Genomic DNA, 12755 nt, shown 5'->3' on the forward strand with positions numbered 1-12755 from the left:
CACAGAAAGGGGACGACCGCCGGTGTCGACACCGTTCTACGTCTCGCCCCAGCAGGCCATGGCGGACCGCGCGGAGTACGCCCGCAAGGGCATCGCGCGCGGCCGCAGCGTGGTCGTGCTCACCTACGCCGACGGCATCGTCTTCGTCGCGGAGAACACCTCCAGGGCGCTCCACAAGGTCTCCGAGATCTACGACAAGATCGCCTTCGCGGCGGTCGGCCGCTACAACGAGTTCGAGAACCTGCGCATCGGCGGCGTCCGCTACGCCGACCTGCGCGGCTACTCCTACGACCGGGCCGACGTCACGGCCCGCGGCCTGGCCAACGTGTACGCCCAGACCCTGGGCACCATCTTCTCCTCGGTCGGCGAGAAGCCGTACGAGGTCGAGCTGATCGTGGCCGAGGTCGGCCGCACCCCCGACAACGACCAGATCTACCGGCTCACGCCGGACGGTTCGGTCGTGGACGAGAAGAACTACGTGGTGGTCGGCGGCAACGCCGACTCGATCGGCAACTACCTGGGCCAGCGCCACCGCGCCGGCATCGGCCTCACCGAGGCGGTGAAGCTCGCCGTGGACTCGCTTGCCCGCGACCCCAACGGCGGCAGCCCGCGCGGCCTCACGCCGGAGCAGCTGGAGGTGGCGGTCCTCGACCGCCAGCGGTTCCAGCAGCGCAAGTTCAAGCGGATCCTGGGCAACCAGCTGGGCCGGCTGCTCGACGGGGACCAGTCCGCGGAAGCGGACGACGAGGACAACCCGGCGGACGGCACGCCGGTGTAGCAGTGCCTGTGGAGTCCCGGACGGCGGCCCCGCCGCCGTCGTCCGGGACTCCGGTGCCCCTGCGGCGGCCCAGTCGTCGTGGAGGCGGTTTCGGACAGCTCCGACAGAGAATGGAGTGCTCATGGACCGCCGGATTTTCGGGCTGGAGAACGAGTACGGCGTGACCTGCACGTTCCGCGGGCAGCGACGGCTGTCCCCGGACGAGGTGGCGCGGTACCTGTTCCGCCGGGTCGTCTCCTGGGGCCGCAGCAGCAACGTCTTCCTGCGCAACGGCGCCCGCCTCTACCTCGACGTCGGCTCCCACCCCGAGTACGCCACCCCCGAGTGCGACGACGTTGTCGAGCTGGTGACGCACGACAAGGCCGGTGAGCGCATCCTCGAGGGGCTCCTGGTGGACGCCGAGCGCCGGCTGCACGAGGAGGGCATCGCCGGGGACGTCTACCTCTTCAAGAACAACACCGACTCGGCCGGGAACTCCTACGGCTGCCACGAGAACTACTGCGTCGCCCGGCACGGGGAGTTCTCCCGGCTGGCCGACGTGCTGATCCCGTTCCTGGTCACCCGGCAGCTGATCTGCGGCGCGGGCAAGGTGCTCCAGACCCCGCGCGGCGCGGTGTTCTGCGTCAGCCAGCGGGCCGAGCACATCTGGGAGGGCGTCAGCTCCGCCACCACCCGCTCGCGCCCGATCATCAACACCCGGGACGAGCCGCACGCGGACGCCGAACGCTACCGCCGGCTGCACGTGATCGTCGGCGACTCCAACATGTCGGAGACCACGACGCTGCTCAAGGTCGGCTCCACCGACCTGGTGCTGCGGATGATCGAGGCCGGCGTGGTGATGCGCGACCTCACCCTGGAGAACCCGATCCGGGCGATCCGCGAGGTCAGCCACGACCTCACCGGCACCCACCAGGTGCGGCTCGCCAACGGCCGGGAGGCCAGCGCGCTGGACATCCAGGAGGAGTACTACACCAAGGCCCTGGAGTTCGCGGACCGCAAGGGCATCAACACCGGCACCGTCGCCCGGGTCCTCGACCTGTGGGGCCGCACCCTGGAGGCCGTCCGCAGCGAGCGGCTGGACGGGGTCGCCCAGGAGATCGACTGGATCATGAAGTACAAGCTCATCGAGCGCTACCGCGAGAAGCACCAGATGAGCATGTCCAACCCGCGGGTGGCGCAGATCGACCTCGCGTACCACGACATCCACCGCCGCCGCGGCCTGTTCTACCTGCTCCAGGGCAAGGGCCAGGCGCAGCGGGTGACCACCGACCTCAAGACCTTCGAGGCCAAGTCGATCCCGCCGCAGACCACCCGGGCGCGGCTGCGCGGGGACTTCATCCGGCGGGCCCAGGAGCAGCGCCGGGACTTCACGGTCGACTGGGTGCACCTGAAGCTGAACGACCAGGCGCAGCGCACGGTGCTGTGCAAGGACCCGTTCCGTTCGGTGGACGAGCGGGTGGAGAAGCTGATCGCGGGGATGTAGCCCCCGGCTGTGTGATCAAGGCGGCGACCGGCCCCGGTGGTGTCTACCGGGGCCGGACGCGTGCCGGGCATACGCTGTCCGTCGAGTCAGGAGAGCCGACTTCGACCGACAGTTAGGACCACCGTGCGCCGCACCGCCGGTTTGCTTCTCACCCTGCCGTTGCTGCTCGCGGTCGCCTGCAGCAGCTCGCCCAAGGCGGCGGGCCCGGTGACGCCGTCCGCGGCGAGCGCCGCCCCGACGGTGCCCGCGCCGGTCGGCGAGGCGTCACCGATGCCCACTCTTTCGGGTGGCGGGTTCGGCAGCAAGGCCACCATCACCATCCCCGAGGGCCAGCAGCCCGGCGGCCAGTTCGTGGTGAACACGGTCAGCGAGGGCGACCGGGCGACCGTCAACAAGGGCGACTGGGTGACGGTCAACTACACCGCCAGGGACTGGACCACCGCCAAGGACCTGCCCAGTTCGTACGACGCCAACGGCAAGCCGCAGCTCTACCAGGCCGGCAGCGGGCAGCTGGTGCCGGCGTTGGACCAGAGCGTGATCGGCAAGAAGGTGGGCAGCCGGCTGCTGGTGGTCGCCCCGCCGGCGGCGGCCTTCGGCGAGCAGGGCTCCACCCAGCTGGGCGTCAACAAGGGCGACACCGTGGTGTTCGTGCTGGACATCATGGAGAGCCTGCCGCCGGACTCCACGCTGACCGGGGCGATGGCCGAGCCGGCCGCGACGATGCCGCAGGTCAAGGACAACGGCAAGGCGCCGGCCACGATCACGATCCCGACCGGGCAGGCCGCGCCCACCGACCTCCAGCAGGCGGTGCTGATCAAGGGCGAGGGCAAGCAGGTCAAGAGCGGGCAGACCCTGGTGGTGCAGTACACCGGGGTGCTCTGGGCCAACGGCCAGCAGTTCGACGCCTCCTGGACGCACGGCGGCGCGCAGGCGGTGCAGATCGGCACCGGCAGCGTGATCGAGGGCTGGGACAAGGGCCTGGTCGGGCAGAACGTCGGCAGCCGGGTCCTGCTGGTGGTGCCGCCGGCGCTCGGCTACCAGGACAAGGCGCAGGGCTCGGTTCCGGCGAACTCGACCCTGGTCTTCGTGATCGACATTCTCGAAGCGGTCTAGGAAGTCACCGGGGGGATTCCGTACGCTTGGGCGGACGCTCGTACAACGAAGCGTCCGCCCTCATCCTGAGCTGTCATACTGCCCACGCACTGTGGCAGGCGCCGCCCGGCGCCGAGGTCCGGGGCGGGCGGTGCGACGGCAGGCCGGCGTGCCCACGCCGGGCGCAGACCTGGAAGACCTCGTGGCGAGATGGATGGGGAGTCATGACTGAGAAGACGCCGAGCCCGGGCGGGGCCGGCACCGCGGCGAACGACAGCTCCGCGGGTGACCCGGCCGCCTCTCGTCCCGGCGGTCCGGTTGGCGGGGACCGCGAGTCGATCGTCGTCCCCCCGGCGATCCTGGCGCAGCAGGCGGGCTGGGCGCAGCCCGGCGAGGCGCCGCGCGCCGCGGGCGGGACCAAGACGGACGACGCCCCGCAGATCTTCGCCTCCAACGTGCGCAAGTCCGACACGTCGGAGGCCGGGTACGACGAGAACCCGCCCGGCGTCGGCAAGCTGGGCGTGATCCTCGGCACGGTGATCGCCCTGCTGCTGGTCGGCAGCGGCGTCACGCTGTACATGGTGAACAAGGACGGCTCCAAGGACAGCGCCGCGGCCAAGCCGGACGCGGCCAAGAGCGCGCCGCCCACGCCGACCGCCGACCCGGTGCCGCCGATCAAGGACAGCGCCAAGGTGCTGCCGACGGTCGCCGGCGACTTCGGCAAGAAGGCCGACATCCAGATCCCGGGCGAGGCCTCCGACGGCTCCTTCGTGGTGAAGGTGCTCACCGAGGGCACCGGCGCCAAGGTGGAGAAGAACTCCTGGGCCTCGGTGGACTACACCGCCAAGGACTGGAACACCGGCAAGGACATCCCGAGCTCGTACGACGCCAACGGGAAGCCGCAGATCTTCCAGGCCGGGACCGACTCGCTGATCCCGGCGCTGGACCAGGCCGTGATCGGCAAGAAGGCCGGCAGCCGGCTGCTGGTGGTGGCCCCGCCGGCCGCAGCGTTCGGCGCCCAGGGCAAGGCCGACATGTCGATCGGGCCCAAGGACGACCTGGTCTTCGTGATCGACATCCGCAACGCCAACGCGCCCGACGCCGTGGTGAGCGGTACCGTCACCCCGCCGCCCGCGGACTTCCCGCAGGTCAAGGACAACGGCAAGAAGCCGGCCGAGATCACCCCGGTCGCCGGGGCGAAGGACCCGACCGAGCTGAAGTCGCACGTCCTGATCAAGGGCACCGGGCCGAAGGTGGAGAAGGGCGAGAAGGTCGTCGTCCAGTACACCGGCGCGCTGTTCTCCAGCGGCAAGGTGTTCGACTCCTCGCTCAGCAAGGGCCAGGCGTTCACCTTCCCGGTCGGCGGCGGCCAGGTCATCCAGGGCTGGGACCAGGGCCTGGAGGGCCAGACCGTCGGCAGCCGGGTCGAGCTGGTGATCCCCGCCTCGCTGGGCTACGGCGACAAGGGCCAGGGCGACATCCCGCCCGGTGCGACGCTGGTCTTCGTGGTGGACATCCTGGACGCCGGTCAGGGCTGATCCACTTTCGGGTGACAATGGTGCACGTGTGACCTTCGGGTCCGGCCGCGTGGCCGGTCCCCAACGGGCGGCGGGCGCCCGTACCGTGGTCCGGGACGAACGGACCGGGTGCGGGCGTCCGCCGCTTGGTCGTGACAGCAGAGCGAATGTGAGAAGAGGGACTGTGAGCGTCAACCTCAACGAGAAGCCCGAGATCGACTTCCCGATCGGCGACGCCCCGACGGAGCTGCAGATCCGCGACATCGTCGTGGGCGACGGCGCGGAGGCCAAGCCGGGCCAGAACGTCAGCGTCCGGTACGTCGGTGTGACCTTCGAGACCGGCGAGGAGTTCGACGCCAGCTGGAACCGGAGCCCCAACGAGTTCCGCTTCCCGCTGGGCGGCGGCCGGGTCATCAAGGGCTGGGACCAGGGCGTCGTCGGCATGAAGGTCGGCGGCCGCCGCGAGCTGACCATCCCGTCGCGTCTGGCGTACGGCGCCCAGTCGCCGACCTCGGCGATCCCGCCGCACTCGACCCTGATCTTCGTGGTCGACCTGCTGGCCGTCTGAGCCCGCTCGTGCCGTGGGCCGGACCCCTCCGGGGGCCCGGCCCACGGGCGTGTCCGGGGGCGTTCGGGGAGGCCGCTTTTGCCGTGCGTACCGCTACCGGTACGGTCGGTCCCGCCGGGTGGTGATCGCCCGGTTGGCGCACCCCGCGCGCGGCGCGGCACACCGGAAGGGTCAGCGATGGCGATCGCGAAGGCAGAGCGGCTGATGAATCTCGCCCTGTGCCTGATGAACACCAGACGTCCGCTCTCCAAGAAGGAGCTGCGGGAATCCATCGAGGCGTACCGCGAGGCCTGGCAGAACAGCAGCGAGGACGCCTTCAACCGGATGTTCGAGCGGGACAAGGACGACCTGCGCGAGCTCGGCCTGGTGATCGACGTGGACGAGAGCACCCTGGACGGCGAGCTCGGCTACCTGGCCCGCGCCGACCGCAACCGGCTGCCCGAGATCGCCCTGGACGCCGAGGAGGCGGCCGCGCTGACCCTGGCGGCCCGGGTCTGGCAGCAGGCCAAGATGTCCGGTGCGGCCAGCGGCGCCCTGCAGAAGCTGCGCGCGGCCGGGGTGCCGTTCGCCGAGGCCGAGGGCCGGACCGCCCTGGAGCCGCGCATCCCCGCCCGGGAGGCCGCGTTCGAGCCGCTGCTCACCGCCGCCCGGGACCGCCGTCCGGTCACCTTCGAGTACCGCAAGGCCGGCGCCGCCGCCGTCGAGCAGCGCAGCGTCGAGCCGTGGGCGCTGGAGTGCTGGCGCGGGCACTGGTACCTGGCCGGGTACGACCGCGACCGGGGCGACGCCCGGGTGTTCCGGCTCAGCCGGATCACCGGCCGGGTGAAGGCGAAGTCCGGGGCGTTCCTCGGCGCCGTGCCCGAGCACGTGGACGTCCGGGCCACCGTGGCGAAGTTCGCGGGCGAGGGGGCGACCGCCACCGCGACCGTCCGGGTCCGCCGGGGCGCCGGCTTCCCGCTGCGGACCAAGGCGCTGGGCAGCACCCGGGTGGACGAGCTGTGGGACGAGCTGGAGATCCCGTACGGCAACGGGCTCGGCGCGGACCTGGCCGAGTTCGGGCCGGACGTGCTGGTGCTCGGGCCGGAGGAGCTGCGGGCGGATGTGGTCGACCGGCTGCGGGCGGTCGCGGGTTTCGAAGGAGTGGGCGCGTGAGCAACGCCATCGACCAGACGCGACGGATGCTGTCGCTGGTCACCTACCTGCGCGAGCGGCCGGGGGCCGAGGTCGCCGAGGTGGCCCGGGCGTTCGGGATCAGCGAGCGCGAGCTGATCGCGGACCTCAACGTGCTGCCGATGTGCGGCACCAGCTTCCGCGGCGGCGACCTGCTCGACATCGACACCGACGGCGAGCGGATCTGGTGGCACAACGTCGACGACGTCGCCCAGCCGCTGCGGCTGGCCGCCGACGAGGCGACCGCGCTGCTGGTGGCCGCCCGCGCGGTGGCCGGACTGCCGGGCCTGCGGGCCGGGGACCGGGAGGCGCTCACCCGGGCCGTCGCCAAGATCGAGAACGCGGCGGGGGAGAGCGCCGAGGGCAGCGCCCGGGTCGGCGTGACCTTCGAGGCGGAGAGCCATGTCTTCGCCGACATCGACCGCGCGCTCAGCGAGGGCCGCCGGCTCTGGCTGCGCTACTACTCGCACGGGCGCGGCGGGATGACCGAGCGCGAGGTCGACCCGATCCGGCTGCTCACCGAGGGCCACACCTACCTCGAGGCCTGGTGCCGCACCTCCGAGGACCACCGGATGTTCCGGCTCGACCGGGTCGCCGAGATCCGCGTCCTGGACGTCCCGGCCGACCCGCCCCGGCGCGAGCCGCGGGACCTGAGCGGCGGGCTGGTCAACCCGGCGGCGGACGACCCCGAGGTGGTCGTCGAAGTCTCCTCCGGCGGCCGCTGGGTGGCCGAGTACTACACCCACGACCGGGCCGAGGAACTGCCCGACGGCGGGCTGCGGATCACCCTGCGCAGCGCCGACCCCTCCCAGCTGCGCCCGCTGGCGCTGCGGCTGGGCCGGGACGGCCGGATCGTCTCGCCGCCCGAGCTCGCCGAGCAGGCGCGCTCGGCCGCGCGGGAGGCGCTGGCCGCCTACGGGGAGGGGCGGGTCTGAGCGGTGGAACCCGGGACCAGATTCAAGGTGTACTGCTCCGAGTGCCGGGAGAAGGTGGAGCTCCCGGCCGAGGACTTCCGCCTGACCCTCGGTCGCACCCCGGCCCAGGCGCACTACAGCTTCGGCTGCCCGCGGTGCGGGGCGGCGGTGCGCAAGCCGGCCGGGGAGAAGATCGTCGAGGCGCTCACCGGGGCCGGGGTGCGCACCATGCGGCTCGTCCCGGCCGAGGGGTAGCACGCGTATAGGCTGGGGCGCATGTCCTGGATGCTCGTCGCCGCCGTCCTGCTCGCCACCGCGGGCCTGCTGGTCCTCGGGGTCCTCGCGATCCGGCTCTGGCTGGACGTGCGGGCGCTGGCCAAGGGCGTGGACGCGGCCTCGCGGGCGCTGGCCGCGGCGGCCGGTGACCTGGCGGACGCGGTGCCCGCCCAGGGCGCCCCGGCGGGGGAGCGGAGCGTCCCCGCCGCATAGCACGGTCGGGACCGCGGTGGTACGGGGGCTGCTGCGCGCGGGCGGGGGCGGGTTACGCTCTCAGTTGGCTCCTGAACCGTGTACCGGGGGCCGCTGTCCTGTTCGGGCGGCCGTCGTCGTGGCGTCATCCGCAGCGGTTACCATCCGCAGCGGACGGCCCGTCGGGCCGCCATGACTGAAGGTGGTCGCGCATGCGCATCTCGATGACCGCGATCGTGGTGATCGTGATCCTCGCCATCGTGCTGTTCGGAGCCAAGCGGCTGCCGGACCTGGCGCGCTCGCTGGGCAAGTCGATGCGGATCCTGAAGAGCGAGGCGCAGGCGATGCGCTCGGACGGCGAGTCCGAGCAGCCGGCCCGGCCCGCTCCCGCTCCGGCCCCGGTCGACGGTGCCGCGGCCAGGACCGTCCAGGCCGCTCCGGGAGCGTCGGCCACGGCCCGTCCGGTGACCGAGCCCTCCGCCGGGGCCTCCGCGCCCGACGGCGACCGCCCGCACTGAGCGCGGCGCACGTGAGGCACCTGACGCCCGCCGCGCACACCGTGTGCGCGGCGTTCGCGACCACGGAGGCCCGCCGACCGGCGGGCCCCGACGCACGAGTTGAGGACCGGGGTTGAGCAAGCTCTCCAAGGCGCCGAAGGCGTCAAAGGATCCTGAGGGGCGGATGGCCCTCGCCGACCACCTGAGGGAACTGCGCAACCGCGTGGTCAAGTCGGTCCTGGCGATCGTGCTGATCACCATCGTGGCGGCGGTCTACCACAAGCAGATCGAGGACTTCCTGCTGCAGCCGCTGCCGCGGTGCGAAACCCTGGAGCTGGCCAAGCACTACCACGGCAAGTGCGCCCAGGTCTCGAACATCGGTCTGACCGCCGGTTTCACCTGGATGCTGAAGGTGGCCCTGACGGCGGGCGTGGTCGGGACCGTGCCGATCTGGCTCTACCAGGTCTGGGCCTTCGTGGCGCCGGGCCTGCACAGGCACGAGAAGAAGTACACGGTCGTCTTCCTGATCTGCGGGACGCCGCTCTTCCTGGCCGGTGTGGCCGTGGCCATCCTGGTGCTGCCGACCACGGTCGACGTGCTGCTCTCGTTCACCCCGAACGACACCACGCCGATCCTGCCGCCCGAGGACTACTTCGACATCGCCACCCGGATGGTGCTGGTCTTCGGCCTGGCCTTCGAGTTCCCGCTGCTGCTGGTGATGCTGAACATGGTCGGCGTGGTCGGCGGCAAGCGGCTGCTGGGCTGGTGGCGCGGCATGGTCATGGGCATCACGGTGTTCGCGGCCTTCGCCACGCCGAGCGCCGACCCGCTGAGCATGCTGGCGCTGGCCGCGCCGATCTGGGCGCTGTACTTCATCGCGGTGGCGATCGCGATCTTCAACGACAAGCGCAAGGCGCGCCGCAACCCGGACTCCGGGCTGGACGACGAGGAGGCCTCGCACCTGGACCTCTCGGTGCAGCCGGTGGCCGGTGCGGAGTCCGTCCAGGCCTCGGCGGCTCCGGCGGCCGGTGCCTCGGTGCCGGCGTCCCGCCGCGAGGAGATGGACGACATCACGTGAGTCGGTAGGGCCTGAGGGAGCCCCGGTCCGCCGCTGCCGAGCGGTGGGCCGGGGCTTTCCGCTGGTCGGGGCGGTTCCGGGTTTCGGCGGGTGGTCTTGGCAGCTCGCATGGCATGTGACATATTACTGGCGTGCTGAAGACCGAGACACCTCCCCTGGACGTGGTCGTGGTCGGCGCCGGTGTGGTCGGCGCCGCCTGCGCCTACTACGCCGCCCGCGCCGGGCTCGCCGTCGCCGTCGTGGACCGCGGGCCCGTGGCCGGCGGCACCACCGGCGCGGGCGAGGGCAACCTGCTGGTCTCCGACAAGGAGCCCGGCCCCGAACTCGACCTCGCCCTGCTCAGCACCCGGCTCTGGCGCGACCTCGCCGAGCGGCTCGGCCCGGCGATCGAGTACGAGCCCAAGGGCGGCGTGGTGGTCGCCTCCACCGCCGCCGGGCAGGACGCGCTGCGGGCCTTCGCCGACGGGCAGCGCGCCGTCGGGGTCGAGGCCGAGGAGGTGCCCGGCGAGCGGCTGCGCGAGCTGGAGCCGCACCTGGCCGAGGGCCTGGCCGGCGGCTTCCACTACCCGCAGGACGCCCAGGTCCAGCCCGCCCTCGCCGCCGCGCACCTGCTGCGCGAGGCCCGCCGGATGGGCGCCGAGCTGATCACCGGGGAGAGCGTCACCGCCGTCGACCGGGGCCCGGACGGCGCCGTGCGCGGCGTCCGGACCGACCGGCGGCACCTGGCCGCCCCCGCCGTGGTGAACGCGGCCGGCACCTGGGGCGGCGAGGTGGCCGCGCTGGCCGGGGTGCACCTGCCGGTGCTGCCCCGGCGCGGCTTCGTGCTGGTCACCGAGCCGCTGCCGCGGGTCGTGCGGCACAAGGTCTACGCCGCCGACTACGTGGCCAACGTGGCCAGCGGATCGGCCGGGCTGGAGACCTCCGCCGTGATCGAGGGCACCCCGGGCGGGCCGGTGCTGATCGGCGCCAGCCGGGAGCGGGTCGGCTTCGACCGCACGCTCTCCCAGGAGGTGCTGAGCCGGCTCGCCGCCCAGGCCGCCGCCCTCTTCCCGGTGCTCGCCGACGTCACCGTGCTGCGCGCCTACCGGGGCTTCCGCCCGTACCTGCCGGACCACCTGCCGGCCATCGGCGCGGACCCCCGGGTGCCCGGGCTGTACCACGCCTGCGGGCACGAGGGGGCCGGCATCGGGCTGGCCCCGGCGACCGGGCTGCTGATCAGCGAGCAGCTCACCGGCAAGCAGCCGGAGCTGGACCTCGCGCCGTTCCGGGCGGACCGCTTCCCGGCCGAGTGACGGCGTGACGGCCCGGCCGCCTGCGACCGAGGCCTGTGTGAGATTCCTTCCTGGACCCGTGAGATTGGAGAGGCCGCCGATGCGCCGCCGCACCCCCGCCGGGCTGGTCGAGGCCGAGCCCGGGCCCGCCCACCACATCGAGTTCGACGGGCGGCCCGTCCCCGCGCTGCCCGGGCAGTCGATCGCCGCCGCGCTCTGGGCCGACGGCGTGCTCGCCTGGCGCACCACCCGGGTCGGCGGGAAGCCGCGCGGGGCGTTCTGCGGGATCGGCGCCTGCTTCGACTGCCTGGCCACCGTGGACGGCCGCCCCAACCAGCGCACCTGCCTGCTCCCCGCCGAGCCCGGCACCACCGTCACCACCCAGGAGGGCCACGGCCGTGCCGACCTCGCCGTCTGAACCCCTCGACGCCCCGTCGTACGACCTCGTGGTGGTCGGCGCCGGCCCGGCCGGGCTGGCCGCCGCCGTCACCGCCGCCGACCTCGGGCTGCGCTGCGCCCTGCTGGACGGCGGGCAGAGCACCGGCGGGCAGTACTACCGCCACCCGGCGCCCGGCCTCGGCGCGGCCCGGCCGGACCGGCTGCACCACCACTGGTCCGCCTACACCGGGCTGGCCGACCGGCTCGACGCGCACGGGCGCGCCGGGCGGGCCGACTTCCGGGCCGGGCACCAGGTCTGGGCGCTGGAGCGCACCGGGGACGGCTTCGCGGTGCACGTCACCCGCGGACCGGAGGGCACCGACCGGGCCACCGTCCTGACCCGGTCGGTGCTGCTCGCCACCGGCGCGTACGAGCGGCAGCTGCCGTTCCCCGGCTGGACCCTGCCCGGGGTGGTCACGGCGGGCGGCGCCCAGGCCATGCTCAAGGCCGGCCTGGTGCTGCCCGGGAAGCGGATCGTGGTGGCCGGCAGCGGCCCGCTGCTGCTCGCGGCGGCCTCCTCGCTGGTCACCGCCGGGGCCGAGGTGCCCGCCGTGGTCGAGGCCACCGCCTACCTCGGGTACGCGCGGCGCCCCGGCGTGCTGGCGGCCGTCCCCGGCAAGCTGGTCGAGGGCGCCGGGCACGGCGGTGCGCTGCTGCGGCACGGCGTACGGCTGCGCCCGCGCAGCGCGGTGGTCGAGGCGCACGGGACGGACCGGGTCACCGGCGTCACGGTGGCCCGGCTGGACGCCGACTGGCGGCCGGTGCCCGGCACCGGGCGGCGGATCGACTGCGACGCGCTCGCCGTCGGCCACGGCCTGCTGCCGCAGATCGACCTGGCCACCGAGCTCGGCGCGCGGACCGTGACCGGGCCGGACGGCGCGGTCGCGCTGGAGGTCGACGCCCGGCTGCGTACCAGCGTGCCCGGCCTCTGGTCGGCGGGGGAGACCAACGGCGTCGGCGGCGCGGACCTCGCGCTCGCCGAGGGCGAGCTGGCCGCGCACGCGGTGGCCGGGGAGCGGCCCGCGGCCGCGCTGCTGCGCCGCCGCTCCCGGCTGCGGGCCTTCGCCGACCTGATGGCCGCCGCGCACCGGCCGGGCCCCGGCTGGACCGGCTGGCTGCGTCCGGACACCGACGTCTGCCGGTGCGAGGAGGTACCGGTGGCGGCGATCCGGGAGGCCGTCGAGGACCTGGGCGCGGGCGATCCGCGCACCGTGAAGCTGCTCACCCGGGCCGGAATGGGCTGGTGCCAGGGCCGGATGTGCGGTCCGGCCGTGGCCTGCCTGGCCGGCCCGGGTGAGCCGGGGCCGGACCGGCGGCCGCTGGGCTGCCCGGTGCCGCTCTCCCAGCTGGCGGCGGGGCCGAACCCGGAGGCGTAGGGCGTGCCCGACCGCTCGCGGCGGGCGGGGACCGGGGGGGCCGCCCCCCGGGGCCGGCGGCGTAGGTCGGGCCCGGGGCCAAGTCTCCGGCCCCGCCCCACGAGT

14 protein-coding genes are annotated in these 12755 nt (G+C 73.6%); all 14 read left to right on the forward strand.

Annotated elements, in window-relative coordinates; translation table 11 throughout:
• Window positions 1–22 precede the first annotated feature (22 nt).
• The 14 genes from prcA (at window position 23) to ACFCY1_RS24415 (ending at window position 12650) form a co-directional block, all read left to right on the forward strand.
• Window positions 23–778, forward strand: a complete 756-nt coding sequence (gene prcA, locus ACFCY1_RS24350; protein ID WP_049652000.1) for a proteasome subunit alpha — start codon at window positions 23–25, stop codon at window positions 776–778.
• Window positions 779–899: 121 nt separating this feature from the next.
• A complete protein-coding gene (pafA, locus tag ACFCY1_RS24355; RefSeq protein ID WP_049652001.1) occupies window positions 900–2261 on the forward strand; it encodes a Pup--protein ligase in 1362 nt (453 codons plus the stop codon).
• 123 nt (window positions 2262–2384) lie between these two features.
• Complete coding sequence (locus ACFCY1_RS24360) at window positions 2385–3374, forward strand: FKBP-type peptidyl-prolyl cis-trans isomerase (protein ID WP_074002320.1); 990 nt, start codon at window positions 2385–2387, stop codon at window positions 3372–3374.
• Window positions 3375–3577: 203 nt separating this feature from the next.
• Window positions 3578–4891, forward strand: a complete 1314-nt coding sequence (locus tag ACFCY1_RS24365) for an FKBP-type peptidyl-prolyl cis-trans isomerase (RefSeq protein WP_049652002.1) — start codon at window positions 3578–3580, stop codon at window positions 4889–4891.
• 163 nt (window positions 4892–5054) lie between these two features.
• Entirely contained in the window at window positions 5055–5438 is a 384-nt protein-coding gene (locus ACFCY1_RS24370; RefSeq protein ID WP_049652003.1) for an FKBP-type peptidyl-prolyl cis-trans isomerase, read from the forward strand.
• Between the two features lie 177 nt (window positions 5439–5615).
• Complete coding sequence (locus ACFCY1_RS24375) at window positions 5616–6590, forward strand: YafY family protein (protein ID WP_049652004.1); 975 nt, start codon at window positions 5616–5618, stop codon at window positions 6588–6590.
• Window positions 6591–6616: 26 nt separating this feature from the next.
• Window positions 6617–7543, forward strand: coding sequence for a YafY family protein (locus tag ACFCY1_RS24380; RefSeq protein WP_181970795.1), 927 nt, complete (start codon window positions 6617–6619; stop codon window positions 7541–7543).
• A 27-nt stretch (window positions 7544–7570) separates the two neighbouring features.
• A complete protein-coding gene (locus ACFCY1_RS24385) occupies window positions 7571–7777 on the forward strand; it encodes a hypothetical protein (protein WP_375876040.1) in 207 nt (68 codons plus the stop codon).
• Window positions 7778–7798: 21 nt separating this feature from the next.
• Window positions 7799–8011, forward strand: a complete 213-nt coding sequence (locus tag ACFCY1_RS24390; RefSeq protein ID WP_049652007.1) for a hypothetical protein — start codon at window positions 7799–7801, stop codon at window positions 8009–8011.
• 191 nt (window positions 8012–8202) lie between these two features.
• Window positions 8203–8508, forward strand: coding sequence for a Sec-independent protein translocase subunit TatA (gene tatA / locus ACFCY1_RS24395; RefSeq protein ID WP_375876041.1), 306 nt, complete (start codon window positions 8203–8205; stop codon window positions 8506–8508).
• A 163-nt stretch (window positions 8509–8671) separates the two neighbouring features.
• Window positions 8672–9565 (forward strand): twin-arginine translocase subunit TatC, encoded by an 894-nt coding sequence (gene tatC / locus ACFCY1_RS24400; RefSeq protein ID WP_049652009.1) that lies wholly within the window; start codon window positions 8672–8674, stop codon window positions 9563–9565.
• A gap of 131 nt (window positions 9566–9696) precedes the next feature.
• Complete coding sequence (locus tag ACFCY1_RS24405) at window positions 9697–10857, forward strand: FAD-binding oxidoreductase (protein WP_049652010.1); 1161 nt, start codon at window positions 9697–9699, stop codon at window positions 10855–10857.
• A 79-nt stretch (window positions 10858–10936) separates the two neighbouring features.
• A complete protein-coding gene (locus ACFCY1_RS24410) occupies window positions 10937–11254 on the forward strand; it encodes a (2Fe-2S)-binding protein (RefSeq protein WP_049652011.1) in 318 nt (105 codons plus the stop codon).
• On the forward strand, window positions 11235–12650 hold the full coding sequence (locus tag ACFCY1_RS24415) for an NAD(P)/FAD-dependent oxidoreductase (protein WP_375876042.1): 1416 nt from the start codon (window positions 11235–11237) through the stop codon (window positions 12648–12650). The genes ACFCY1_RS24410 and ACFCY1_RS24415 overlap by 20 nt, the downstream gene beginning before the upstream one ends.
• Window positions 12651–12755: the final 105 nt, after the last annotated feature.

Origin of the sequence: Kitasatospora sp. NPDC056273 (assembly GCF_042268845.1) — a bacterium.
In the GTDB taxonomy this organism is placed as follows: Bacteria; Actinomycetota; Actinomycetes; order Streptomycetales; family Streptomycetaceae; genus Kitasatospora.

What these genes read in the sequence shown, in the direction of transcription:
- pafA (WP_049652001.1), top strand. Translation starts at nt 900, where the DNA reads ATGGACCGCCGGATTTTCGGGCTGGAGAACGAGTACGGCGTGACCTGC.
- ACFCY1_RS24365 (WP_049652002.1), top strand. Translation starts at nt 3,578, where the DNA reads ATGACTGAGAAGACGCCGAGCCCGGGCGGGGCCGGCACCGCGGCGAAC.
- ACFCY1_RS24375 (WP_049652004.1), top strand. Translation starts at nt 5,616, where the DNA reads ATGGCGATCGCGAAGGCAGAGCGGCTGATGAATCTCGCCCTGTGCCTG.
- ACFCY1_RS24380 (WP_181970795.1), top strand. Translation starts at nt 6,617, where the DNA reads ATGCTGTCGCTGGTCACCTACCTGCGCGAGCGGCCGGGGGCCGAGGTC.
- ACFCY1_RS24390 (WP_049652007.1), top strand. Translation starts at nt 7,799, where the DNA reads ATGTCCTGGATGCTCGTCGCCGCCGTCCTGCTCGCCACCGCGGGCCTG.
- tatA (WP_375876041.1), top strand. Translation starts at nt 8,203, where the DNA reads ATGCGCATCTCGATGACCGCGATCGTGGTGATCGTGATCCTCGCCATC.
- tatC (WP_049652009.1), top strand. Translation starts at nt 8,672, where the DNA reads ATGGCCCTCGCCGACCACCTGAGGGAACTGCGCAACCGCGTGGTCAAG.
- ACFCY1_RS24410 (WP_049652011.1), top strand. Translation starts at nt 10,937, where the DNA reads ATGCGCCGCCGCACCCCCGCCGGGCTGGTCGAGGCCGAGCCCGGGCCC.